This is a genomic window from Enterobacter cloacae complex sp. P12RS, from assembly GCF_014895875.1.
Classification (GTDB): Bacteria; Pseudomonadota; Gammaproteobacteria; order Enterobacterales; family Enterobacteriaceae; genus Enterobacter; species Enterobacter bugandensis.
Genome location: NZ_JADBQO010000133.1, coordinates 1 through 355, shown reverse-complemented (window position 1 = coordinate 355; position 355 = coordinate 1). Strand labels below are relative to the sequence as shown.

General features: G+C 33.8%; 1 pseudogene. It reads left to right on the top strand.

Features of this window, described 5'->3' with window-relative positions:
- Window positions 1–355: pseudogene (locus IM284_RS23615) on the top strand (hypothetical protein); the annotation flags it as partial.

The window sequence follows — 355 nt, the reverse complement described above, 5'->3', positions numbered from 1 at the left end:
AATATGATTTAAGGTTTGTGCTTTATTTTCCTTCTATTGTTGTATTGGCTGGTTTTATTCTTACCAATATAAAAGATGTCATTAAATACAGACTCTTTAGTTTTACACTTCGCTCTAGAAATAAAAAACAGATTGCGTCATTCTTCTCTGGTGCTGATGCTGTGCTTGACATCCAGCATCCCCGGCAGACAGGTTTGACGATGAGAACAATAGAATGCTTACCTCTAAAGAGGAAGTTCATAACTACTAATAGCAGAGTTAAGGACTACGACTTTTATGCATCTGAAAATTTTTATTTTATAGACCGCAAAAATATTTATATAGACTCTGCTTTTTTTGATATCCCGTATGATGA